This window comes from Arenimonas alkanexedens (genome assembly GCF_054781355.1).
Genome location: NZ_BAAGUO010000003.1, coordinates 123,391 through 145,241, shown reverse-complemented (window position 1 = coordinate 145,241; position 21,851 = coordinate 123,391). Strand labels below are relative to the sequence as shown.

Genomic DNA, 21,851 nt, shown 5'->3' with positions numbered 1-21,851 from the left:
ATGAGGCTGGCGTGGCTGGGCGGGCTTTGCCTGGCTGGCGCGATGGGTAACGCCCACGCCGCACCCGCCCGTGAAGCCGTTGATCCGGTCGCCTCCCGCGCCGCGTTCGAGGTGTCCCTGCGGGTGACCGGACCGGTGCCCGGCCGCTTTCGTCGCATCGAAGGGGAGCTGCTCGAGGACAGCCCGGGCCGCTGGCGGGTGCAGGTGCGGGTGGATGCCCGGGGCCTCGAACTCGACGGCCCGGCCTGGATGCTGCGCAGCACCCGGTCGGCCAAGTTCCTGGACGTCGAGGCTCATCCAGAAATCCGGTTCCGGTCCGAGCGGTTCCCGCAGGCTCTGCTGGCGTCCGGCGGCGCGCTCAAGGGGCGGCTGGAGCTGCGCGGCAAGACCCGGGGGGTCACGTTCTCGCTGCTTCCCGCCGGCTGCGACCGGCCGGGCCGGGACTGCGACATCGTGGTCCAGGGCGAGATCAGCCGCCGCGCCTTCGGCATGACCAGCCAGCGGGTCTGGGTCCGCGACGAAGTAGGCTTCGACTTCCGGGTGCGATTGCGCGACGCTGTCGCCCCATGACCAAACTCCCACGCCTTTCCTTCGCCCTGCTCCTGCTGCTGGCTGGCTGCTCGAGCCTGTCCGTGCGCGAACGCCAGGACATGGCCGACCTCGCCCTGCAGGCGCGAAGCACCACGGTCGGCTGCCGCGAAGGCGTGGACTGTGCGGTCGAATCGCCCCTGCTCGCGCTTGGCCACGCGGCGGTGGCCGCCTCATCGCCGGACGCGCCGCGGCACGAGGTGGTGCTGCTCGACCGCGGCCAGGACTCCTTGCTGGCGCGCCTGCATCTGATCCGCGCCGCGCGCGAAAGCATCGAGCTTCAGATGTTCATTTTTGACAAGGACGACAGCGGCACCCTGGTGCTTCAGGAGCTGCTGGCGGCGGCGCGCCGCGGCGTGAAGGTGCGCGTGCTGCTCGACCAGCTCTACGGCCTGCCCGACCCCAACCTGCAGGCGACCCTGGCCGGCCAGCACGCCAACTTCCAGCTGCGTCTCTATAACCCGACCTTCGACGAAGCCAAGACCCAGAGCCTGCAGTACGCGGCCGGCATCCTGTGCTGTTTCACCAAGTTCAACCAGCGCATGCACACCAAGCTGGTGCGGGTGGACGGCGTGGCCGGCATCACCGGCGGCCGCAATATCCAGGACCGTTACTTCGACTGGGCCGAGGGCTACAACTACCGCGATCGCGACATCCTGGTGATGGGCCCGGTGGTGAAAGCGATGGGCGACAACTTCGACGCGTTCTGGAGCTACGAGCGTTCGCGCCCGGCCGAGGAGCTCAAGGACGTGGCCGAGCGCCTGCACCGCCACGGTGGCGTGCCGCCGAACGCGCTGCTTGATCCGGGCGCGGTGCGTACGCTGCGGGTTGACGCCATGCGCGAGGAGGCCGGCGATGGCAGCGCCGTGATGGCGAGGATGCAGCCCTTGCGGCTGACGGTGGGCCGCGTTGAGTTCTTTGCCGACCTGCCCGAGAAGCACGAAGGCGAGCTCAAGGCCGGGGAGGACGCGTCGATCGCGATGCGCGACCTGGTTGAAGGCACCCGCGACGAGCTGGTTATCCAGACGCCCTATCTGGTGCTCTCGCGCCCGGCGCGAAAGCTCTTTCGCGAGCTGCAAAGGCGCAAGGACAGGCCGACGGTGTGGGTGTCCACCAATTCCCTTGCGGCCACCGACGCGTTCCCGGTCTATGCCATGAGCCACAAGTACAAGCGCCTCTATCTTCGCGAGCTGGGCTTCCGCATCTTCGAGTACAAGCCCTATCCGAGCGACGCCCCGATCAACGTCGAGGCCACCGGCGCCTTGGGCGAGACGCGTGCCGCGCACCTGCCGATGTTCGGCTCGGGCTCGTCGGGCTCGTCCAGTGGGCCGGTGCCGCTCAAACGCGCTGGCATCCGGGTCGGCCTTCACGCCAAGTCGCTGGTGGTGGACGACCGCATCGGCGTGGTTGGCAGCCACAATTTCGATCCCCGCTCGGACAACTACAACACCGAATCAATGGTGGTGGTGCACGACCGGGTGTTCGCCGGCGCCCTGCTGGCCAGCATCCAGCGCGACATGCGGCCGGAGAATGCCTGGCTGATCGCCGCCCAGGAGAAGCCGCCGGTGCTGTCGGGCCTTAACTACAGCTTGGGCAAGCTGTCCGAGAAGCTGCCGATCTTTGATATCTGGCCCTTCCCCTACGCCACCAGTTACGAGCTCAGGCCAGGCTGCAATCCGATCCCGCCGGGCCAGCCGGGCTTTTACGAATGCTATGAGGACGTGGGCGCCTTCCCCGAGGTGGACCTGCCGCTCAAGACCGTCTACACCCGCATCCTGACCGCCTTTGGTGCCGGCCTCGTTCCGATCTTGTAAGCGGCGTGGCCCCTGTCGCGCTGGCTTGCGTTCGATTGACGCCGCCCGCGCCCGGGCCTAGGCTTCGGGTTCTTGTAACTCCCGCCGGACACCCTCGCATGCCTCTTGCCATCAGCTTCGAACTTTCCGATCGCGACCTTGAGCACTTCAACCAGGCCTTGGCCAAAGCGCGCGCCTCCGCCGGCAGCAAGTCCGCTGACGACATCATCGCCGCGGCTTCCAAGCTGCTGGTCGAGGCCAACAAGGTCGAAGTGCCGGACTTCATCGCCGAGCGTCTTGACCGCCTGGACGCCCTGATCGCGATGTCGCGCGACGAAGGCTGGCACCTGCCCGAGGAAGACCGTCAGCGCGTGCTGTCGGCCCTGGTCTACTTCGCCGACCCGTCCGACGTGATCCCGGACCATGTGCCGGTGCTGGGCTACTTCGATGACGCCATCGCCATCGAGATGTGCGTGAAGGAGCTCAAGCACGAGATCGAGGCCTACGACGAGTTCTGCGAATATCGCCAGGGCGAAGCCGAGCGCCGCGGTCTGGATCCGTCGACCGTCGGTCGGGCGGACTGGCTTGAAGCCCGCCGCGACGAGCTGGTGGACCGCATGCATCGCCGCCGCAACCGCCAGGGCGGCAGCGGTTACGGCGACAGCTCGGGCTATGCGCGCAAGAGCTACACCAGCGCCTTCCGTCCCGGCCTGATGCGCGTCCGCTAAGCGCTTTAACGTGGCCGATCCCTTCCGCCACCGGCCGGACGTCGCGACCCTGAACCAAATGCTCGCGGGCACCGCCCCCGGGCATCTGGGCATCGTGCTGACCGAGTTGGGCGACGACTTCCTGCGCGCCACCATGCCGGTGGATGAACGCACGCGGCAGCCATTCGGGCTGCTGCACGGCGGCTCTTCGGTGCTGTTGGCCGAGACCCTGGCCAGCATGGCCGGCTATCTGTGCCTGGACCCGGCCCTGAAGCAGCAGGCCGCGGGCATCGAAATCAATGCCAACCACCTGCGTGCCGTTACCGAAGGCCTGGTCACCGGCACCGCCCGGCCGATTCATCTCGGCCGCGCCACCCAGGTCTGGGAAATCCGCATCGAGGACGCCCAGGGCCGCCTGACCTGCATCTCGCGCATGACCGCGGCGGTGATCGGCGCCTGATCGGCGCCGCCCGGCCACGTACCGCAGCGTCGGGTGTTTACTCGGCGCGGCTACGGCACAATGCCGTCAATGTCCGCACCCACCGAAACGGCTCGTCCGTCCCAGGATTGGCGCCGCCCGCTGCGCTACCTCTGGCGTCTGCCGCTGCTGTGCCTGCACTTGTGCGTGGGCCTGCCGCTGACCCTGCTGATGATCAATCCGATCTCGGCGCGGATCGAGCTGCGCGGCGAACGCCTGGACCATCGCATCATCCGCTGGTGGTCGGGCACGCTGATGCGCATCTTCGGGTTCCGGCTGCGCCGCTACGGTACGCCGCTGCCGGGTGCGGCGCTGTTCGTGGCCAACCACGTCAGCTGGATCGACATCGAGCTGATGCACAGCCAGCGCATGATGGGTTTCGTGGCCAAGGCCGAAATCGCCCGCTGGCCGCTGGTGGGCTGGGTCGCCAGTCGCGGCGGCACCATCTATCACCACCGCGGCAACAATGATTCGCTGCACGGCGTGATGCACCAGATGGTGCAGCGCCTGGAGCAGGGCCTGGCGGTCGGCGTATTCCCCGAGGGGCGCACCCTGGGCGGCGACGCCATCGGCACCTTCCATGCGCGCATCTTCCAGCCCGCCGTGCTGGCGAGCGTGCCGGCGCAGCCGGTGGCGCTCAAGTACGGCGCCCGCGGCGACGCCCAGGCCATCGTCGCCTTCGGTCCGCGCGAGAATTTCCTGCAGAATTTCCTGCGCCTGCTCGGTGAACCCGGGCGCGTGGCCGAGGTGCATTTCCTCGAGCCGGTGGCGTCGAGCGAGGACGGCCGCCGGCGCATGGCCGAAACCTGTCGCGAACGCATCATCGCCGCCATGGCTGGCTGAGATGGTCAGCGCCTATCGCCCGCCGCGCTGGCTTCGCAATCCACACCTGCAGTCGGTGCTGAGTTCGGCGCCGCTGCGTCGCGCCGCCGGCCTGCGCGCACTGCAGCGCCTGGGCGCCGAGACCGCCGAGCACATCATCAGCGTCGAAGACGGCGTTCGCCTGCAGGGCTTCCACAGCCACCTGCCCAAGGCCGATGCGCCATCGCGCGGCCTGGTGCTGCTCTTGCACGGCTGGGAAGGCAGCAGCGAGTCGAGCTATATGCGCCATACCGCCGCCCAGCTGCTGGCCAGCGGTTTCGAAGTGTTCCGGCTCAACTTCCGCGACCACGGCGACACCCATCATCTCAACGAAGGCCTGTTCCACTCCTGCCGGCTGGCCGAGGTGGTGCAGGCGGCGGCCGAGGTCTCGCGTCGCTTCCCGGCGCAGCCGATGCTGGCGGCCGGCTATTCGCTGGGCGGCAACTTCGCGCTGCGTTTGGCGCTGGCGGCGCCGGCCGCGGGCATCCCGCTGGTGCATGCGGCCGCGGTGTGCCCGGCGATCGATCCGTCGGCGGTGATGCGCACGCTCGAATCGGCGCAACCCTTCTATCACTGGTACTTCATGAAGAAGTGGCGGCGTTCGCTGGTGATCAAGCGCGCGCTGTTTCCCAGCCATCACGATTTCGACGACAGCGTGCTGGCCAAGGACATGCGCAGCCTGACGCGCTGGCTGGTGGAGCGGCATACGACCCTGGCCGGCGTCGAGGAATATTTCGATGGCTATGCCGTGGCCGGCGATCGCCTGGCCGGGCTGCAGGTGCCGGTGAGCGTACTGGCCTCGGCCGATGACCCGGTGATCCCGGTGGCTGGTTTCCCGCGCTTGGCCCTGCCGGCGCATTCAAGCGTGGAAATCGCCGATTTCGGCGGGCACTGCGGCTTCCTTGAGGGCGTGAACCTTCGCGGTTACGCCGAGCGCTGGGTGACCGAACGTTTGTCGGCAGCCGTGGCGCCGGCACGGGATACAATCGCCGTTTCCGCCTAGAACACGCCTGCCCATGCTTGCTCGCATCCACGACGCCCTGCGCCAGGGCGACTTCGCCCTTGCCCTTGCCACCGCCCGCCAACTGGTTGAGGCCGAACCGGCCAACGCCGAGGCCTGGCACCTGCTGGGCATCGCCCTGAAAGCGACCGGCGACGGCGACGGCGCCCGCCAGGCCCTGGACAAGGCGATCGCGCTCGATCCCGAACGCGGCAACTTCCACGCCACGCGCGCGGCGCTCGACCTCTCCGAAGGCAAGCCCACCGACGGCCTGCAGCAGGCGGTCGCGCTCGACCCCAATTCCCTGGTGGCCTACCTGATGCAGGTGCATGCCGCCCTGGCCCGGGACGACCGCGCGGAGGCCGATCGCAATCTTCGCCTGGCCCAGCGCGTGGATGCCGGCCATCCCCTGGTGGTGCTGGCCGAAGGCCACGTTGCCCAGGCCAAGGGTGAAACCGACCACGCCCTGCGCTGCTACACCGCGGCCGTGAAGGCCCAGCCAGCCATGGCCTCGGCGCAGCTGGCGCTGGGCATTGCCTACCTGCAGCGGCAGATGTGGGTGTTCGCCGAGCAGGCGCTTTCGAACGCGCTGCGGCTGGATCCGGCGCGGCCACGCGTCGCCTTGCGCGGCCTGGTCGAAGCCCAGCGCCGCCAGCAAAAACGCCCCGCGACCCTGGAGACCCTGGACGAACTGATCGAGCGCTTCCCGGCCGACCTGGACGCCGTCGGCCTGCGCGCCGAGCTGCGCCTGCAGCAGGGCCAGGGCACCGCGGCGCTCGAGGACATGGCGCGCGTGCTCGACGCGCAGCCCCTGCACCTGCCGAGTCTGCGCCGCTTCAGCCAGATGCTGGGCAGCACCGCGCGCGCGCCGGAAGCCATCGCCCGGGTCGAGGCGGCCCTTGCCAAGGCGCCGAACGAAGTCGAGCTGTGGTTGCTGCGCCTGCAGTTGGCGGCGGCCGCGGTCCAGCCGCCGCCCGAGGTGCTCGACCTGCTTAACCGCTGGCTGGTCGCACAGCCCGGCCACCCGGCCTGCCTGGACATGTTCGCCGAGTACCACCGCAACCGCGGTGACCTGGCCGAAGCCTCGGCCTGGGCCGACCGCGCCCTGGCCATCGAGCCGCGCCTGCTGCGCAGCGGCATGGTGAAGCTGGAGGTCGAGCAGGCCGAAGACCTCGAGCAAGCCCTGACCCGCGCCGGCCGCATGCTGGCCGAGGCGGGCGACCCCGAGCACCGGCGCATCCTCTTGGCTTGGGCGGGCTTGGCGCTGGACGGCGCCGGCCGCTATCCGGAGGCCGCGGCCCGCTGGAAAGAAATGCTGCACCAGCTGCCGGACAAGTCGCGCATGGTGCCGCCACCGTCGGTGGCGCCGGCCGAACAGGTGCCCGAAGGCGAAATCAGCGGCACCCTGGTCTGGGCGCCGGTCGGCGTGCGCGCCGAATTCGTGCTGGTCACGGCCAAGCAGGCGCTGGGCGCCCGCCTGGGCCTGGAGCGGGCCAACATCGTCTCGGCCGGCGACGGCTTTGGCCTGATGCGTTTCCCGCCGGGCCACGCGCGTGCCGGCAGTGCCGCCAGCTGGACCGCGGCCTTCGCGTCCGCCGGACTGGATCCGGCCACGGCGGTGGACTGGCTGCCGCATCTCGATCCCTACACCCTGGCGGCGCTGCGCGGCGCCACGGTGTTGGCCCTGATAGCGGATCCGCGTCAGGCGCTGATGAACTGGTTTGTGTACGGCAGCCTGCAAAACTACGTGCCGGCGCCCGACCCCCAGGCCTCGGCCGACTGGCTGGCGCGCTGCTTCGAGGCCTTGGCCGACCATCGCGATGCGAATCCGGACCGCGTGCGTATTGCCCGCCTCGACGGCGACGCCGGCGAAGCCAGCGCGATCATCGAGCAGGCGTTGGGACTGGAGAATCCGCTGCCGGGCGTGCGCGGCAAGGGCCCCGAGCTTCCGGATGGCCACTGGCGCCACTACCGCACCGAGTTCGCCGAGGCCTTGGCCCGGCTGACGCCGGTCGCGGTGCGCCTGGGCTATCCGGCGGACTAACTGCCTGCCGGCAGGCCCAGCAGCAGGGCCACGCCCAAGCCGATGCGATACCAGGCGAAGGGCGTGAAGCGGTGCGTGGCGATATAGCCCAGCAGCCAGCGCACCGAGGCAAAGCCGGTCACGGTCGCCGCCACGAAGGCGACGCCGAGACTGGTCCAGTCTTCGTCGCCGATGCCGCCCTCCAGCGCGGTTTCCAGCAGCGCGTAGCCGCTGGCAGCGAACATGGTCGGAATGCCGACCAGGAACACGAACTCAGCGGCGGCCGGCTTGCGGTTCATGCCTAGCAGCAAGGCCATGAAAATCGCCGCCGCCGAACGCGAGGTGCCGGGGAACACGCCGGCCACCACCTGGGCCAGGCCCACGGCCACGACTACCTTCCAAGTGAGGGCATCCGAAGGCGGTTTGCCTTCCGCGATGCGTTCGGCCACCAGCATCCACACGCCACCGATCACCAACGCCCAGGCGATCGGGCTCACGGCATCGGGCAGCTCCCAACCGAGCAGGCGCACCGGCAGGCCCACCGCGGCGGTGACGGCGAAGGCCACGGCGATCTTCAGCGCGTAGAGGCGATGTTCGGCCTGGCCCAGACCGGTGGCCAACTGCCAAAGCCGCTGCCGGTAGACCAGGGTAATGGCCAGGATCGCGCCGGCCTGGATGCTGATGTTGAACAGGTCCGAGCGCGCACCCAGCCAATGCTGGGCAATCAGCAGGTGGCCGGTGCTCGAGATCGGCAGGAACTCGGTGAGTCCCTCAATGATGCCCAGCAGAAGGGCGGACAGCAGCTCGTTCACGGGTGCGGGTTTCGATGGCCAAAGGCGGGAGCATACGCGAGCCAGGCGCTCGAGCTGCCGCACCATACGGGTGCATTTATGGTCATCAAATGCACCATTGAAGGGATTTTTGGTGTGGATTAAATAATAATATCTAATAAAAACGGATGCTTGCGCCGAGTCTTGGCTTGGCACGCGCCTTGCAACCCACCCACTACCCCTTTCCCTGCCGGAGTCGCGCACATGTCGCTTGCCCATATCGAAAAGCTGATCAAGGACCACGAGATCGAATTCATTGATCTGCGTTTTGCCGACCCGCGCGGCGTGCATCACCACGTCACCTTCCCGGCGTCTATTGTCGAGCCGGCCCTGTTCGAGGACGGCAAGATGTTCGACGGCTCGTCCATCGCCGGCTGGCGCGGTATCAATGAGTCCGACATGGTCCTGCTGCCGGATCCGGACACCGCGGTGCTCGACCCCTTCACCGCCGACCCGACCCTGATCCTGGTTTGCGACGTGCTCGACCCCGCCACCATGCAGGGCTATTCGCGCTGCCCGCGCGGCGTCGCCAAGCGCGCCGAGGCCTACCTCAAGGCGTCCGGTATCGCCGACCAGGCCTTCTTCGGCCCGGAGCCCGAGTTCTTCATCTTCGACTCCGTGCGCTTCGCCAACGACATGGGCCACACCTTCTTCGAGATCGATTCCGAGGAAGCGGCCTGGAACAGCAAGAAGAAGTACGAGGGCGGCAACAGCGGCTACCGTCCGGGCGTGAAGGGCGGCTACTTCCCGGTGGCGCCGACCGACCAGCTGCACGATATCCGCGCCGAGATGTGCAAGCTACTGATGGCCGCCGGCCAGGAAGTGGAGGTGCACCATCACGAGGTCGCCAACGCCGGCCAGTGCGAGATCGGCACCAAGTTCAATTCGCTGGTGAAGAAGGCCGACGAGCTGATGATGATGAAGTACATCATCAAGAACGTCGCCCACCGCAACGGCAAGACCGCCACCTTCATGCCCAAGCCGCTGGTCGGCGACAACGGCAGCGGCATGCACGTGCACCAGTCCTTGGCCAAAGGCGGGGTGAATCTGTTCTCGGGCGACGGCTACGGTGGCCTCAGCCAGATGGCGCTGTGGTACATCGGCGGCATCTTCAAGCATGCGCGTGCGATCAACGCCTTCGCCAACTCCACCACCAACAGCTACAAGCGCCTGGTGCCGGGCTTCGAAGCGCCGGTGATGCTGGCCTACTCCGCCTCCAACCGTTCGGCCAGCTGCCGTATTCCCTACGTGTCCAACCCGAAGGCGCGCCGCATCGAGATGCGCTTCCCCGACCCGATGAACTCGGGCTACCTGATCTTCACCGCGCTGATGATGGCCGGCCTGGACGGCATCAAGAACAAGATTGATCCGGGCGCGCCGAGCAACAAGGACCTCTACGACCTGCCGCCGGAAGAAGAAAAGAACATCCCGACCGTCTGCCATTCGCTCGACCAGGCGCTGGACGCGCTGGACGCGGACCGCGAGTTCCTCAAGGCCGGCGGCGTGATGAGCGACGACTTCATTGATGGCTACATCGCGCTGAAGATGCAGGAAGTGACCAAGTTCCGCGCGGCGACGCATCCGCTCGAGTACCAGATGTACTACGGCCTCTGAGCGGTCGGTTTTTCGTGACTAAGAGGCGGCCCGGTGAAAACCGGACCGCTTTCTTTTTAGGCGGATCGAAATCCCCCTGCCTGTCGTTTTCGCGAAACTGCGGCTAGGATTCGACGACAACCCAGGGGTGCGCGATGAAGTGGATCAGGCAATCGTTTCTTGGCTTGCTGGTGCTCGCGGGGGTGGCCGTGCTGCTGGCGGCCACGCTGCGCTGGTTTGCCGTCAGCGATGAAGCGCGGGCCGACGTAGCGCTGCTGTCGGTATCGCTGCCGCCGGTGGCGGGCAGCAATGGCTTCGCCGCCCTGGCATTGATTGACCACGTCGTGCCCGAGAGCCGGCTCGATGCCGCGCTCGCTGGCGAGGTCGAGCGGTTCGCCGCCTTCGAACGACGCCGCGACCGCGATCTTCTGAACTCATCCGGTTCGCCGGACGAGGCCGGCGTTGGCCTGAACTATGCGCTGCTCGAGGACAGTCCTTACCCACCGCGCGACCCCGTGGACCTGGCCTTGGCTTCCTGTAAATGGGACCCCGCGGGCTGCCTGGCCTTCGTGCGCGAGAACACCGACGAGGTGCGTGCACTGCTGGCGCGAGAGGAGCATCGCACGCGCCTGGCCGCGCAGGCGCTGGCCAGCGAGCATCTGCGCAGTCCCTTCCCGCCCAGCCCGTCGGCTCCAATGCCGGCCTACCAGACGCTTCGGCTGCCGCTGACGGCGGCCGCCCTCGACGCCGTGGAAGGCCGCACGTCGGAAGCCCTGGCGCGCGCCTGCGGCATCCTCGCCGGTGCCCGTCGCCACGGCGCCGGCAGCACCGATCTTGTCGGCAAAATGGTCATGGGCAATCTGGCCAATGGCGCCGCCGGCCTGCTGCTCGAAGTGCGCCGCGCCTCACCGGAGACGCCGCTGCCGGCGGATTGCGCCCCCGCGCTGGCGTCGGTGCGCGGCGAGGACTACCTGATATGCGAAGCGCTGCGCGGCGAATTCCGCATGGTGTCGCGCTTCACCCATGAGCTTGACGATGCCTTGGCGGGAAAGTGGTACCCGCGCGATCTGTTCATGCGCCTGGTCGCTTTCGACGCCGATGTACAGGACGCATGGATCGCGGGGCGCTATGCCGAGTCCTGCCGGGACGACTACCGTGAGCAGGTACTGGCGGGCCACGTTCCGGTGTCGCGCCACCAGATAGTCGAAATGTCGGATCCGACCTGCTGGGGTGCCGTCATAAGCTGCATCCTCAGCGGCCTGAGCGGCGTTGACTACCGCCAGTACCAGGCGCGGATGCTCGACCACGCGGCCAAGCTGCGGCTGCAGCTGGCGGCGCTGGCCGTGGCCGAGGGCCGGATGACGCGGGAAGCGGCCGCGGTTGCCGGTGCGTCGCCCGGCTACGCGGTGCAGGCCGGCGCGGCGGGCGACGCGCTAAGCATCGTGCTCACAGCGCCGCCGAAGAAGCAGGAACCCGAGTTCAGCGTCTCGCTCTGAGTCCATGTGGCAGCGCGGGTGTTTTGCCGAAGCGCCGGCACAGCGGCGTCGTCAGTTCGTCAGCCCGGCCTGGGCGCAATAGGCGAGCAAACGCGCCCGGTCCGCCTGTTTCTGCTCGGCGCTGGCGAAGCTGGCCTCCAGGCTGTTGGCTGCCAGCGTGACCGCGTCGCTGGCCTCGAGCCCGAGGGCTTCGAAGGTTTCCAGGTAGTTCTGGTGCAGGTAGCCGCCGAAATAGGCCGGGTCGTCTGAGTTGATCGTGACCAGCAGGCCGGCGGCCATCAGCTCGCGCAGGTTGTGCTGGTCCAGGGTGTCGAACACCCGCAGTTTCAGATTCGACAGCGGGCAGACCGTCAGCGGAACGCGTTCCTCGGCCAGGCGTTTCATCAGCGCGGCGTCGTGGACCGCCTGCACGCCGTGGTCGATGCGCTCGGCCTTCAGGTCGTCGAGCGCGCTCCAGATGTAGGCCGGCGGACCTTCCTCGCCCGCGTGTGCCACGGCGCGCAATCCCAGGGACCGGGCGGCGGCGAACACGCGCGCGAATTTCTCGGGCGGGTGGCCCAGTTCGCTGGAGTCCAGGCCCACGCCGATGAACTTGTCGCGATGCGGCCGGGCCTGGTCGAGGGTGTCGAAGGCTTCGGTTTCGCTGAGGTGGCGCAGGAAACAAAGGATCAGCCGCGCACGGATGCCCAGCTCCGCCTCGGCGCGCTGGCAGGCGCGATGCAGGCCGTTGATCACCGTCGCGAAGGGCACGCCGCGCGCGGTGTGGGTCTGCGGGTCGAAGAACAGTTCGGCATGCACGATGCCGTCCGCCTGCGCACGCAGGAAGTACGCCCAGGCCATGTCGAAGAAATCCGCCTCTTCAAGCAGCACGCTGGCGCCGGCGTAATAGATGTCGAGGAAACTCTGCAGGTCGGTGAACGCATAGGCCGCGCGCAGCGCTTCAACGCTTTCGTAGGGCAGGCAGACGCCGTTTCGGGCGGCCAGCGCGAAGATCAGCTCGGGCTCCAGCGAGCCTTCGATATGGATATGCAGCTCAGCCTTGGGCAGGCCGCGCAGGAAGTCGGCCAAGGGCAGGTTCGGAGTAGAGGGCATCGCGATCGCTTCAAGCGGACAGGGCCCGAGTGTGCCCGAAAGCCAAAATGGGGTCCCTCAGCGTCGCTTGCCGGCCCGCTCGCCACTGTGCATACTGTGCATATTGTAGAAGCACAGTGATGCCCGTGAACCCCGAACTCTTCCTCTCGGCCAGCGACCCCCGGCCGATGTACCAGCAGATCATCGACCAGGTCACCGCCAAGGTGATGGCTGGCGACTGGGCGGCCGGGCAAGCCTTGCCCTCCATCCGCGAGCTGGCCGCGGCCAGCCGGGTCAGCGTCATCACGGTCCGGCGCGCCTACGAGGATCTGGAGCGCGCCGGGGTGATCGCCACCCGCCAGGGCAAGGGGTCGGTGGTGGCCGAGCGCAGCGACCTGCCCACCGTGCTGATGCACGAGGAACTGCAGCGCCAGCTCGAGGCCCTGCTGGCCTGCGCCGCGCGGCTGGGCCTGCCGCGCGATGAACTGCACCGCCTGATCGACCAGGCCGCCGAACCCGATGCGGCGCCTGCCGCCACCCCGCAAGGAAAAACGCCATGACCCTCGCCTTCTCCCTGTCCGGGATCGGCAAGCGCTACCCGCACTTCGCGCTCCAGGACATCTCGCTCGAACTTCCCGAAGGCCAGATCATGGGCCTGGTCGGCGTGAACGGCGCCGGCAAGTCCACCTTGTTGCGCCTGCTTACCGGCCTGGCCGCGCCCGACGCCGGCAGCGTCACCGTGCTCGGCCACCGCCTGCCGGAAGCGCAGGTCGCGGCCAAGCGCGACATCGGCTTCGCCGCCGAGGACATGCGCCTGTATCGCGGCCAGAGCCTGCGCTGGCACATGGACCTGATGCGCGGCATCTATCCCGGCTGGTCCGAGGATTACGCCGCCGACCTGGTCAAGCGCTTCGAGCTGCGGCCCGAGCAGGCAGTAGGCGGCTATTCGCACGGCCAGCGGGTCAAGGCCCTGCTGCTGCTGTGCCTGGCGCGCCGCCCGCGCCTGCTTCTGCTCGATGAACCCACCACCGGCCTGGACCCGGTCGCGCGCCTCGAGGTTCTCGAAGCGCTGGCCGACGTGCTTCGCGACGAACAGCGCAGCGTGTTGTTCTCGTCGCACAACACCCACGACGTCGAGCAGCTGGCCGACACCATCACCTTCCTGCACCAGGGTCGGCTGGTGGCGTCGGCCGACAAGCACGTCTTCATGGACAGCTGGCGTCGCGTGGTCTGCCAGGGCGCGCTGCCGCCCGGCATCGAGGCCTGGCCGGAGATCGCCAGCGCCCGCGCCAACGGCAGCCTGGTCGAAATCAAGGCACGCAACTGGCATGCCGACCTGCCCGCACGCCTGGCGGCGCAGGGGCTGCAGGTACAACGCCACGACCCGATGGCGCTGGAAGACATCTTCGTAACCGCCGTACGCACCGGAGGCGTGGCATGACCCTCAATATCCCCGTGATCCGCCTGCTGGTCGCCAAGGACTGGCAGCTGTTCCAGAAGCAGCTGGCGATCTACGTACTGGCCGGCATCGTCGCGCTGTGCTTCCTGGGGCTGGCCAAGCCCTGGGCGTTTTACGTCGGCTCGCTGATGTTGATCATCGTGATGGTGTCGGTGGCGTGCTTCTCGATTTCGACCTCGCTGATTGTCGAAAGAAAAGAGCAGACGCTCGCGTTCGTGATGAGCCTGCCGGTGTCGCCGCTGGACTTCACGGTAGCCAAGCTGGTCGGCAACCTGATCACCTTCCTGGTGCCGTTCGGCGTGATCCTGGCCGGCACGCTGGCGGTGGTGTTGTTCACGCCGCTGCCCGACGGGCTGTTCGTGTACTCGCTGCTGATCTTCGGATACGTGCTGTTCGCATTCTCGGTGTCGCTGGCGGTGGCGATGTCGGTCGAGTCCGAGGGCTGGGCGACGTTCGCGATGATCGGCTCGATGGTGCTGATCAACCCGTACATCATGGCGCTGTCGCAGGTGCCGGAGATCAAGGACCGCATCAGCGTCGATGCGCTGGTGTGGACGACCCCGGCGCTCGCGATCCTGACGACGCTGGTCGTGCTGGCGATCGCGGTGGTCACCGCCACCGCCTGGCACCACGCCCGCAAGCCGGCGTTCTACTGAGCCCATGGCCGTGCCCGTCGCGCCGGAGCGGCTGCACTACATGGACCACCTGCGCGCGCTGGCGATGCTGGCCGGCGTGTTCTTCCACGCCGCGCTGGCATACAGCCCGCTGATGCACGGATTCTTCCCGACCGCCGACCGGCAGAACAGCCTCGGCGTGGATGTTGTTGTCTGGGGTCTGCACCTGGTGCGGATGCCGCTGTTCTTCCTGGTGGCGGGCTTCTTCGCGGCCTGGGTGATTGAACGCCGCGGCGGCGTGGCGCTGGCGAGCCAGCGTCTGCGGCGCATTTTGGTGCCCTTCGTGCTGGCATTGCCGCTGATGGGGTGGGCGATGTCTGCCAGCACCGGCTGGGCGCTGGCGAACGTTGAGCACCCGTCCCCGTTCCTGGCGATGGTGCGCGAGTGGCTGCAGCAGCCGGAGCCGCCGCGGCTCCCGCCCGGCACCGGCCACCTGTGGTTCCTCTACTACCTGCTGCTGTTCGGGGTGCTGCACTGGGGCCTGCGGACGCTGGCATTGGGGCGGGTCGGCGCCTGGCTGCTTGCGCGGCATCCGGCCTGGGCGCTGCTCGGGTTGCCGGTGGTTCTGATTCCCGCGCTGGCTTCGGTGAGTGCGCCGCACCCCGCCCCCGAAGGACTGGTACCCCAGTTCTGGGCCATCGCTTTCTACGGCGCGTTCTTCGCGCTGGGCACGGCGGTGCATGCCCGGCCGGATTGGCTGGTTCGCGCCCGCGGGCTGTGGCCGTGGCTGGCGCTCGCCAGCGCCGTGCTTTACGCGGAGTTCCTGCGGCAGCTTGCAGTCGGGCCGCAGCCCGAGGCGTCCTGGGGCGTCGCCGCCCTGGAGGCTTGCCTGAGCGTGTGGCTCACGGTGCTTAGCCTGCTGCTGGGTCAGCGCCTGCTGGATCGCTCCAGCGCCGTGATGCGCTACCTCGCGCAATCGGCCTACTGGACCTACCTGCTGCATCTGCCGCTGCTTTTCGCGCTGCAGTACGCGCTGATGGACCAGGCGTGGCATTGGAGCCTCAAGTTCGCCCTGGCTTGCGGCGCCACCCTGGCGGGCTGCCTGCTGAGCTACCAGCTGCTGGTGCGACACACCCCGCTCCGGCGCTTCGTGGGTTGAGCGCGGGTCCGACGGCCTTGCACTAGACTTCGCGGATGCCGGTCCCGACTCCGCCCCCTTCGCCCGAAACGCTCGCCACCCCGCTGGCGTGGCTCGACGCCGACGGCCGCTTGCTCGGCTGCAATCCGGCCTTCGCCAGCTGGCTCGGCGTCAGTGCGCGCCGGCTGGTGGGCATGGGCCTGGGCGAGCTGGATGCGGAAGGCGATCGCATCATTGGACTGATACCGCGCTTGCTGCCCAGCGGCGAACCGCTGAGGATTCGACGCGCCCGCGTGCGTTTCCCAAGCAATTCCGACCGCTTCGCCGACGTCTGGCTGGCGCGTACCGAAGACGGCGGCCTGCGGCTCGAAGCCCACCCGGCCGACGAGTTCCCCGGCGAAGATCCCGCCACCGCTTTGCCCGCCGCACTGTCGGCGGCGCTCAAGGGCCTGGCGCACGAAATCCGCAATCCCCTGGCCGGCATGAAGGGCGCGGCGCAGCTCCTGGGCCGTCGCGTCGAAAGCGACGACGCGCGCGAGCTGGTGGAGCTGATAGGTAGCGAAGTCGACCGCCTCGCGGCCTTGGTTGATCGCCTGCTGAACCCGGCGCCGCCGCGCGATTTCGAACCCACCAACATCCATGCGGTGCTCGAGCGTGTGCGCTCGCTCGCCGAGAACGAGGCCGGCTGGTCGATCAAGCTGGTGCGCGACTTCGACCCGTCACTGCCGGAATTCCCCGGCGACGCCGACCGCCTGTCGCAGGCGCTCTGGAACCTGGTGCGCAACGCGCTCGAGTCCGGCGCCTCGCAGGTGTGGCTGCGCACACGCGCCGAACACCATGTGCTGATCGGCGACACCGCGCACCGCCTGGCCGTGCGGGTCGAGGTCGCCGACGATGGTCGCGGGGTGCCCGAGGACCTCGCCGAGCGGATCTTCCTGCCGCTGGTATCCGGTCGCGCCGAGGGCAGTGGCCTGGGACTGTCGCTGGCCCAACAGGTCGCCCGCGAACACCGCGGCTCACTGAGCTATCGCTCGCGGCCGGGGCATACCGTGTTCGCGCTGTTGATCCCGGTCCAGGACAGTGATCCCGACGGCTCAGCCTGAGGTCGCCGCTCTCGCCACTTGCACCGTAAAGGTGCAAACTTCCCGCCATGACCGTGCCTGCTGCCAGACTTTGGGTCGTTGACGACGACCGTACCGTCCGCTTCGTGCTGGCCGAAGCGCTGCGCGACGCCGGCTACGCGGTCAGCGCTTTTGAGGACCCGCGGCAGGCCCTGGACGCCCTGGCGGACGGCGATCCGCCGGACCTGGTGTTCACCGACGTGCGCATGCCCGGCATGGACGGCCTGGCCTTCCTCGATAGCCTGAAGGCCAAACGCCCCGACCTGCCCGTGGTCGTGATGTCGGCCTATACCGACATCGCCAGCACCGCCGGCGCGTTCCGCGGCGGCGCCCACGAGTTCCTGTCCAAGCCCTTCGACCTGGACGAAGCGGTGGCCCTGGCCGCTCGCGCACTGCCGGCCGCCGAGCCCAAAAGCGAAGCGCCGGCCCCCGAGATCGGTGACGCACTGGTCGGCGACGCGCCGGCCATGCGCGAACTGTTCCGCGCCATCGGCCGGCTGGCGCAGGCGCCACTGTCGGTGCTCATCACGGGTGAAACCGGGACCGGCAAGGAGCTGGTGGCGCGCGCCCTGCACCGCGAATCACCGCGGGCACGCAAACCCTTCGTCGCACTCAACACCGCGGCGATTCCGGCCGAGCTGCTGGAAAGCGAACTGTTCGGCCACGAGGCCGGCGCCTTCACCGGCGCCCAGAAGCGCCATGTCGGCCGCTTCGAACAGGCAGACGGCGGCACCTTGTTCCTGGACGAGATCGGCGACATGCCGGCCTCGCTGCAGACGCGCCTGCTGCGCGTGTTGGCCGAAGGCGAGTTCTTCCGCGTCGGCGGCCGCGAGTTGATCAAGGTGGACGTGCGCGTCATCGCCGCCACCCATCAAGACCTCGACACCAAGGTCCGCGAGGGCAGCTTCCGCGCCGACCTGCTGCATCGGCTGGACGTGGTCCGCCTGCGGCTGCCGCCGCTGCGCGAGCGCAAGGGCGATATTCCGGCCCTGGCCGCGCGCTTCCTGGCGCAGGCCGCGAAGAAGTTCGGCGCACCCGCCAAGCGCTTCCATCCCGAAGCCTTGAAGCGACTCGAGCGCCACGACTGGCCGGGCAATGTCCGCGAGCTGGAAAACCTGTGCTGGCGCCTGGTCGCACTGGCGCCCGGCGAAACCATCACGCCGCGGGAGCTAGGCCAGGCCCTGCGCAGCGAGGGCAGCGCCCCGGCCATCGATGACTGGACCCGCAGCCTGGCCCAGGCGGTGCGCGAAGCGCTCGCCCGCGGCGAAACCGGCCTCAATGCCATCCTGCGCGAACGCTTCGACCAGGTATTGCTTGAAACCGCCCTGGCGCACACCGAAGGCCACCGGCAGCAGGCGGCGGAGAAACTGGGGCTCGGAAGGAACACGATCACCCGCAAGCTGGGCACCACCCGGCCCAGGAAATCACGCTAAAGCCACGCTGCGGCGCAGCACGCGCCGTTCAAACCACCCAAGGAGATGCACTGTGTTTAGCCACGTCATGCTCGGCACCAACGACATTGCCCGCGCCAAGCTTTTCTATGACGCCCTGCTGGGCTTCCTGGGCGCCGGCGCCGCGTTCGAGAACACGGCCAGCACCGGCCACAAGCGCCTGTTCTATCGGCATGAAGGCAGCACCTTCTGTGTGACCGAGCCGATCAACGGCGAGTCCGCCACGGTCGCCAACGGCTTTACCCTCGGGTTCAAGTGCACCTCGCCCGAACAGGTGCAGCAGTTCCTCGACGTTGCCGTCGCCAACGGCGGAACCGCCTGCGAAGGCCCGCCCGGCTTGCGCGAGAACGCCGCCGGCGCGCTCTACCTGTCCTACGCCCGCGACCCGGACGGCAACAAGCTCTGCGCCCTGTATCGTCCCACCTGACCGGTGCGTCTTGACCCAGCGTTAATGCCGCTATGCCCAAGCTGTCCACCCGCCACCCGCCACCCAACGTCAAGGATCGCCATGACTCCGTTTCGCTCCTTCCTGCTGTTGAGCTCCGTCGTCGCGCTTGCCGCCTGCCAGCCGGCCGCGCCGCCCGAGCCCCAGGCACCTGCGGCGCCGGAAGCGCCGGTGGCACCGTCTGCGCCCGAGATCACGCAAGCCCAGCTTGCGGCCTCCGCCCGAACCACCTTGGCGGCGGTCGGTGACAGCGGCGCAGGGGGCGAACTGATGTTCAACGTCGACAACGGCGGCGTGCGCGTCACCGGCACGATCACCGGGTTGCCGGCCGGCAGCACGCACGGCTTCCATGTGCATGAGTTCGGCGACTGCAGCGCGCCCGATGCCACCAGCGCCGGCGGCCACTTCAATCCGGCGCAGCAGCCGCACGGCAACCGCGAAGCCGGCGGTGAGCACCACGCGGGCGACATCCCGAACCAGGTAGCCGGCGAAAACGGCGAAGCGACCGTCGACCAGATGCTCACCGGGCTGGAGATCGGCAGCGGCGGCGCCAACGACATCATCGGCAAGGGCGTGATCGTCCACGCCAAGGCCGACGACTACGCCACCCAGCCCACCGGCGATGCCGGCGGCCGCATTGCCTGCGGCGTGATCGAGCTTGCCAACCCCGCGCCGGTCGACGCCGGCCCCGCGCAATAAGACCGCGGCGCGCCCGCTAAGCTGGGCGCGCCACCACCCCACGGGAAGCCCATGTCCGACATCGTCATTCGCAACGCCAGCCTCGACGACATCGCGCGCATGGCCGACTGGGCCGTCGCCATGGCCCGGGAAACCGAAGACAAGGCGCTCGACCTCGATACCGTGAGCAAAGGCATCCGCGCCGTGTTCAACCAGCCCGGTCGCGGTCGCTACTTCATCGCCGAGCGCCGTGGCGAAGTCGCCGGCACCCTGATGCTCACCTACGAGTGGAGCGACTGGCGCAACGGCGACTGGTGGTGGATCCAAAGCGTCTACGTCGCGCCGGAGCATCGTCGCCAGGGCGTCTACGCCGCGCTCTATGACCACGTGAAGCAGGCGGCTGAAGCCCGCGAAGACGTCTGCGGCCTGCGCCTCTACGTTGAGCACCACAACGCCAACGCCCAAGCCACCTACGAATCGCTGGGCATGGCCGACGCCGGCTACAAAATGTACGAAGCCGCCATGCCCAAGCGTCCGGCTAGCGAATAGAAAGCAGCGCGCGGAAAGTCAGCGCAAGCCTTCCCGCCAAGCCTGGAACATAAGCACGCCCCAAAGATGGGTGTGCCACTTGCGTTCGCCGGCCTGAAACTCACGCCACAGCGCCCGGATCGGTGCCGGATCGAAGTGGCCTTCGGTGCGTAGTCGCTGTTCCGAAAGCTGGGCTTCGGCCCAGTCGCGCAGCGGTCCGCGCAGCCAGTCACCCACCGGCGCACCAAAGCCGGCCTTGCTGCGGTAGACCATTTCGCGCGGCAGGTAGCGCTCGAGCAGGCGTTTGGGCAGCACCTTGAGCTCGCCGGCCCGGTACTTCATCGCCATCGGCAGCGACCAGGCGAAGTCGGCGACGCGGTAATCCAACAGGGGCGCGCGTGCTTCCAGCGCCACCGACATGCTGGCGCGATCCACCTTGGTGAGGATGTCTTCGGGCAGGTAGCAGGCGGTGTCGAGCGCCATCAGCGCGTCGCCGGGCGTGCCGACCCCGGGCATCGCCGCCGGGTCGTCGTAGGCGGTGGCGAGGCGGCGGGCGCCCATCACCACTGTTTCGGGATCGCGCCAGTGGCTGACGCGGTGCCGGGCCAGGCCCTGCAGGTCGCCGGCGGCGAGTTCGGCGCGTAGCGCGGCCAAGCCGCCCAGGCGTGCGCGTTCGCCGGGCTCACCCGCCAGCCTGGCCAGCGCCGCGCGCGGCAGGCGGCGCAGCAACGCGTCGTTCTTTAGCGTTCGCGCGTAGCGACGGTAGCCGAAGAAGAGTTCGTCGCCGCCGTCGCCCGACAACGCCACCGTGACGTGCTGGCGGGTCAGCCGGCACAGCAGCGTCATCGGAATTTGCGAGGAGTCGGCGAAGGGTTCGTCGAACAGCCGCGGCAGCTCCGGCACCAGGTCCAGGGCGGCCTTGCCGTCGACGTGCAGCGGCGTGTGGGCGGTGCCCAGGTGCGCGGCGACGGCGGCGGCCTGCGCGCTCTCGTCGTGAACGGCGTTGTCAAAGCCGATCGAGAACGTGCGAACCGGCTGCGAGGACTGCGCCTGCATCAGCGCGGTGACCAAGGACGAATCGGTGCCGCCGGAGAGGAAGCTGCCCAGCGGTACGTCGGCCTCCATGCGCAGGGCGGTGGCGTCGCGCAACAGCGCATCGAGCTGGTCCAGCGCCGCGGCCTCGTCGCCGTCGAAACCGCGCGCTATCGCGGCGCGCTGCGCGTCCAGCGCAGTCCACCAGGCGCGCGGCGCGGGCAGGTCCGTCGCTGCGACCGCCGCGGCATCGAGCCGCAGCAGGTGGCCGGCCGGCAGCTTGCGCACGCCGCGCAGGATCGAATGCGGCGCCGGGATGTAGTCGAAGCGAAGCAGCAGCGCCAGCGCATCCGGATCGACTTCAGCGCGGAAGCCGGGCAGCGCGCGCAGCGCCGCCAGTTCGCTGCCGAAGACCAGGCGGCCGTCGCTGTGCCCGTAGTAAAGCGGCTTCTTGCCAAGGCGGTCGCGGGCCAGCCAGAGCACGCGATCGCGCCGGTCCCAGGCGGCGAAGGCGAGCATGCCGTTGCCGCGCGTGAGCGCACCCTCGACGCCCCACTGTGAAATCGCCGCCAGCAGTACTTCGGTATCCGAGCGGCCGCGGAAGCCGTGGCCCAGGGCCACCAGTTCGGCGCGGATTGCCGCGTGGTCGTAGATCTCGCCGTTGAAGGCGATCAGCCAGCGGCCGTCGGCCGAGCTCATCGGCTGGTGGCCTTCGGGGCTCAGGTCAACGATGGCCAGGCGTTGGTGGGCGAGCACCAGGCCGGCCGCGGGGTCCGCCCAGGCGCCGGCGTCATCGGGACCGCGGTGGGCGATGGCGGCGCCGAGGCGGCGACCCAGGGCGAGTAGGGCGTCCTCAGGTTCGCGTGCGTCGGGGTGCCAGGCGCCGGCGATGCCGCACATCAGGCGTCTTGGCCTGGGGCGGGAGCGCCTGGCCTTTGGCCAGGG

General features: G+C 68.7%; 21 protein-coding genes. 18 read left to right on the top strand and 3 right to left on the bottom strand.

All coding sequences use genetic code 11. The annotated features are described in order from the left end of the window. From ACYVGY_RS08690 to ACYVGY_RS08660, 7 genes are all read left to right on the top strand, one after another. Entirely contained in the window at positions 1-570 is a 570-nt protein-coding gene (locus ACYVGY_RS08690; RefSeq protein ID WP_460457091.1) for a YceI family protein, read from the top strand. Then, positions 567-2,402, top strand: a complete 1,836-nt coding sequence (locus tag ACYVGY_RS08685; protein ID WP_460457090.1) for a phospholipase D-like domain-containing protein — start codon at positions 567-569, stop codon at positions 2,400-2,402. The genes ACYVGY_RS08690 and ACYVGY_RS08685 overlap by 4 nt, the downstream gene beginning before the upstream one ends. 98 nt (positions 2,403-2,500) lie before the next feature. After that, on the top strand, positions 2,501-3,109 hold the full coding sequence (locus ACYVGY_RS08680; protein ID WP_460457089.1) for a YkvA family protein: 609 nt from the start codon (positions 2,501-2,503) through the stop codon (positions 3,107-3,109). 58 nt (positions 3,110-3,167) lie between these two features. After that, a complete protein-coding gene (locus tag ACYVGY_RS08675) occupies positions 3,168-3,548 on the top strand; it encodes a hotdog fold thioesterase (RefSeq protein WP_460457294.1) in 381 nt (126 codons plus the stop codon). A gap of 69 nt (positions 3,549-3,617) precedes the next feature. Next, a complete protein-coding gene (locus ACYVGY_RS08670; RefSeq protein WP_460457088.1) occupies positions 3,618-4,409 on the top strand; it encodes a lysophospholipid acyltransferase family protein in 792 nt (263 codons plus the stop codon). Between the two features lies 1 nt (position 4,410). After that, positions 4,411-5,430 (top strand): YheT family hydrolase, encoded by a 1,020-nt coding sequence (locus tag ACYVGY_RS08665; RefSeq protein ID WP_460457087.1) that lies wholly within the window; start codon positions 4,411-4,413, stop codon positions 5,428-5,430. A 13-nt stretch (positions 5,431-5,443) separates the two neighbouring features. After that, on the top strand, positions 5,444-7,471 hold the full coding sequence (locus ACYVGY_RS08660; RefSeq protein ID WP_460457086.1) for a tetratricopeptide repeat protein: 2,028 nt from the start codon (positions 5,444-5,446) through the stop codon (positions 7,469-7,471). On the opposite strand, the gene ACYVGY_RS08655 is transcribed toward ACYVGY_RS08660, so the two are convergent. Continuing rightward, positions 7,468-8,262 (bottom strand): undecaprenyl-diphosphate phosphatase, encoded by a 795-nt coding sequence (locus tag ACYVGY_RS08655; RefSeq protein ID WP_460457085.1) that lies wholly within the window; start codon positions 8,260-8,262, stop codon positions 7,468-7,470. The genes ACYVGY_RS08660 and ACYVGY_RS08655 overlap by 4 nt on opposite strands. Positions 8,263-8,484: 222 nt before the next feature. Here ACYVGY_RS08655 and glnA point away from each other — a divergent pair, with 222 nt between their 5' ends. Together glnA and ACYVGY_RS08645 are read left to right on the top strand one after the other, a co-directional pair. Beyond that, positions 8,485-9,894, top strand: a complete 1,410-nt coding sequence (gene glnA, locus ACYVGY_RS08650; RefSeq protein WP_460457084.1) for a type I glutamate--ammonia ligase — start codon at positions 8,485-8,487, stop codon at positions 9,892-9,894. 134 nt (positions 9,895-10,028) lie between these two features. Then, on the top strand, positions 10,029-11,369 hold the full coding sequence (locus tag ACYVGY_RS08645; RefSeq protein ID WP_460457083.1) for a hypothetical protein: 1,341 nt from the start codon (positions 10,029-10,031) through the stop codon (positions 11,367-11,369). 51 nt (positions 11,370-11,420) lie between these two features. On the opposite strand, the gene ACYVGY_RS08640 is transcribed toward ACYVGY_RS08645, so the two are convergent. Beyond that, positions 11,421-12,461, bottom strand: a complete 1,041-nt coding sequence (locus ACYVGY_RS08640; RefSeq protein WP_460457082.1) for an adenosine deaminase — start codon at positions 12,459-12,461, stop codon at positions 11,421-11,423. A gap of 119 nt (positions 12,462-12,580) precedes the next feature. On the opposite strand from ACYVGY_RS08640, the gene ACYVGY_RS08635 reads away from it, so the two are divergent. The 9 genes from ACYVGY_RS08635 to ACYVGY_RS08595 all read left to right on the top strand — a co-directional run bounded on the left by ACYVGY_RS08635 (position 12,581) and on the right by ACYVGY_RS08595 (position 19,895). Beyond that, the gene (locus tag ACYVGY_RS08635; RefSeq protein ID WP_460457081.1) at positions 12,581-13,000 is read left to right on the top strand and encodes a GntR family transcriptional regulator; all 420 of its coding nucleotides are present in this window, start codon (positions 12,581-12,583) and stop codon (positions 12,998-13,000) included. Continuing rightward, positions 12,997-13,881, top strand: a complete 885-nt coding sequence (locus ACYVGY_RS08630; RefSeq protein WP_460457080.1) for an ABC transporter ATP-binding protein — start codon at positions 12,997-12,999, stop codon at positions 13,879-13,881. The genes ACYVGY_RS08635 and ACYVGY_RS08630 overlap by 4 nt, the downstream gene beginning before the upstream one ends. After that, positions 13,878-14,555 (top strand): hypothetical protein, encoded by a 678-nt coding sequence (locus tag ACYVGY_RS08625; RefSeq protein ID WP_460457079.1) that lies wholly within the window; start codon positions 13,878-13,880, stop codon positions 14,553-14,555. Before ACYVGY_RS08630 ends, ACYVGY_RS08625 begins: the two co-directional genes overlap by 4 nt. Before the next feature lie 4 nt (positions 14,556-14,559). Then, positions 14,560-15,672, top strand: a complete 1,113-nt coding sequence (locus ACYVGY_RS08620; RefSeq protein ID WP_460457078.1) for an acyltransferase family protein — start codon at positions 14,560-14,562, stop codon at positions 15,670-15,672. A gap of 35 nt (positions 15,673-15,707) precedes the next feature. Continuing rightward, entirely contained in the window at positions 15,708-16,754 is a 1,047-nt protein-coding gene (locus tag ACYVGY_RS08615; protein WP_460457077.1) for a two-component system sensor histidine kinase NtrB, read from the top strand. Positions 16,755-16,801: 47 nt separating this feature from the next. Next, positions 16,802-18,205 (top strand): nitrogen regulation protein NR(I), encoded by a 1,404-nt coding sequence (ntrC, locus tag ACYVGY_RS08610; protein ID WP_460457076.1) that lies wholly within the window; start codon positions 16,802-16,804, stop codon positions 18,203-18,205. Between the two features lie 52 nt (positions 18,206-18,257). Next, positions 18,258-18,650 carry a VOC family protein gene (locus ACYVGY_RS08605; protein WP_460457075.1) on the top strand — a complete coding sequence of 131 codons (393 nt, stop codon included), beginning with the start codon at positions 18,258-18,260 and terminating at the stop codon, positions 18,648-18,650. An 81-nt stretch (positions 18,651-18,731) separates the two neighbouring features. Further along, the gene (locus tag ACYVGY_RS08600; protein ID WP_460457074.1) at positions 18,732-19,367 is read left to right on the top strand and encodes a superoxide dismutase family protein; all 636 of its coding nucleotides are present in this window, start codon (positions 18,732-18,734) and stop codon (positions 19,365-19,367) included. 51 nt (positions 19,368-19,418) lie between these two features. Beyond that, entirely contained in the window at positions 19,419-19,895 is a 477-nt protein-coding gene (locus ACYVGY_RS08595) for a GNAT family N-acetyltransferase (RefSeq protein WP_460457073.1), read from the top strand. Between the two features lie 18 nt (positions 19,896-19,913). Here the strand turns inward: ACYVGY_RS08595 and asnB are convergent, their stop codons facing one another. Further along, positions 19,914-21,806 (bottom strand): asparagine synthase (glutamine-hydrolyzing), encoded by a 1,893-nt coding sequence (gene asnB, locus ACYVGY_RS08590; protein WP_460457072.1) that lies wholly within the window; start codon positions 21,804-21,806, stop codon positions 19,914-19,916. Positions 21,807-21,851: the final 45 nt, after the last annotated feature.